The organism is Candidatus Sodalis sp. SoCistrobi (assembly GCF_900143145.1).
Lineage (GTDB): Bacteria > Pseudomonadota > Gammaproteobacteria > Enterobacterales > Enterobacteriaceae > SoCistrobi.
Window position 1 is genome coordinate 1 of sequence record NZ_FRDB01000348.1, and the last position, 1768, is coordinate 1768.

Annotated in this window: 1 protein-coding gene and 2 pseudogenes; 1 reads left to right on the top strand and 2 read right to left on the bottom strand. The window is 50.5% G+C overall.

From position 1 onward, the window contains the following. A pseudogene (locus CINSTRO3249_RS15600) lies at positions 1-221 on the bottom strand (IS3 family transposase); the annotation flags it as partial. Between the two features lie 7 nt (positions 222-228). Here CINSTRO3249_RS15600 and CINSTRO3249_RS17825 point away from each other — a divergent pair. After that, positions 229-391: pseudogene (locus CINSTRO3249_RS17825) on the top strand (MFS transporter); the annotation flags it as partial. Between the two features lie 17 nt (positions 392-408). On the opposite strand, the gene CINSTRO3249_RS15605 reads toward CINSTRO3249_RS17825, so the two are convergent. Then, the coding region (locus tag CINSTRO3249_RS15605) for a flagellar biosynthesis protein FlhF (protein WP_254304262.1) at positions 409-1768 on the bottom strand (1360 nt) is incomplete at its 5' end.

Here is a 1768-nt window from a genome sequence, read left to right on the forward strand (position 1 = left end):
TCCGCCACCCAAAGCTGATTGGGCCGCTCCGCCATGAACCGCCGGTTCACCAGGTCATCCGGCGTAGCAGCATCTTTATCGCTGCGCGTGGTTTTAACGCCTTTACCGCGGCGGATACCGACCAGTCCCATCGCCCGCATCAGGCGCTCTACCGTGCATCGCGCGACTTTGATGCCTTCGCGCCGAAGCTGGAGCCAGACTTTTTTCACGCCATAAAGCCGTTTATGTTTGCTGTTCACCGGCCCGCTGTCGGACGCCGTAGGCCGTAGGCCGTAAATCGGTGATGGTGGTGGCCTTGATTCTGGCCGCCAGCTTTACTCTTTGCAGCGCCTTCATGACCAGCTGGCAGGGTATTCTCCTCACGCGGGCCTGTATCGGCCTCTCCCTCAGCGCATAGGTATCTACACATCAGGGAGGAGGCTTAAGAGCAACTCTCGCTAAATGAGTAAGTTCTTCCAGACTATATTCCGATAATAATTTTAGTGTATTCAACAAGATGGATAGGCCAGCGAGCAGAGCAGGAGCGCTCTCTCTGCGGCCTCGCTTTTGCTGTCGTCCTGACAAGCGACATATCAGCTGGCGGGCTGCCGCATTTTCTTCTCCTTCAGCGCGTTGCAGCCGCCATACCAGAACAGCAGCCATACTGGCTATTAACAACCTGCGTAGTACGGCTGGCGCGCTGCGCTGAAGCCATGTTTCTACGTCATGTCCGGCACCTTTCAGCAACTTAAAAAATGATTCAATATTCCAGCGCCAGTAATACCAACGAGCTACTTCCTCGCAGGTGATCTCGCTGCAAACGTTTGTAAGCAGCGTCCAGCGTCCCACCACATTACCGAGATCATCCGTAAGCCGAACAACAACCAATCTGACCGTCAGAGGCTCTCCAGGTTGGATTTTTATGCGGCGGCCGGTTTCTTTATCTTTACGCTTCTGCTGCGCAGCTCGGGTTATGACTATCGAGGTTTCACTGATTTCCATATCAGCTTTTTTCCCTTTCCAGTCTACCTGTCCGCATCCGTTGTATGGCAGAAGAGCAGCAATCTCACCAATTTTCAATGAATTACCTTGCCACTCTGCACCATGTCCTTCTTTTCCTCGGATAAGCCAGCATATTCCTTGAGTACTCAACGTCCGCATATGTCCAATAGAGTCACCCTCTCTATCAATTATATGAATCAGCTTTTTACCTATATTAAGCGATTCCACACGGGCAATATCGGTCGTCAAGGCGTCCATATGTGTCTGCCGTTCGGACAGTCCTTCCGCCAACGTTGAATGACAACCGGTTGCATCGGTAAGTGTCTGAGATAGAGGCGCTATTGGCAAACCCGTGCCAGCATCAACCAGCAAGCTGCTTTGAAGTTCATATCCAACATCGCCACCGTGCGTCATTTTTAAGCGTCCGTATTTGGCATGATGGTAAAGAAATTGTAAACGTGACCAATCATGAACAACGAGAGCGTATGGATGCGGGCTAAGCGAAATTTGCTCAAGTGCTAGCGAAATAATTGGCTCATTGAGTTGACTGAAGCTAATTCGCTTATTATTCAGAAAACGCCAGACAGCTTGGGTAGTTGCGAAAGTTGATTTTTGAGCACTTGCGAGGTCTTTAACCGCAGAAGCAAGAAGAGCCGCGGGCGTCATATGCTGTTTAACCAGCGTCTGATATCGGCGGGTAAGGCGAGAGTCAATCCCGCCAACAGATAGGTTGAAATCATTCTGCAAAGTAATAACAGGTATCACGATAAATGTGTAGATACCTATG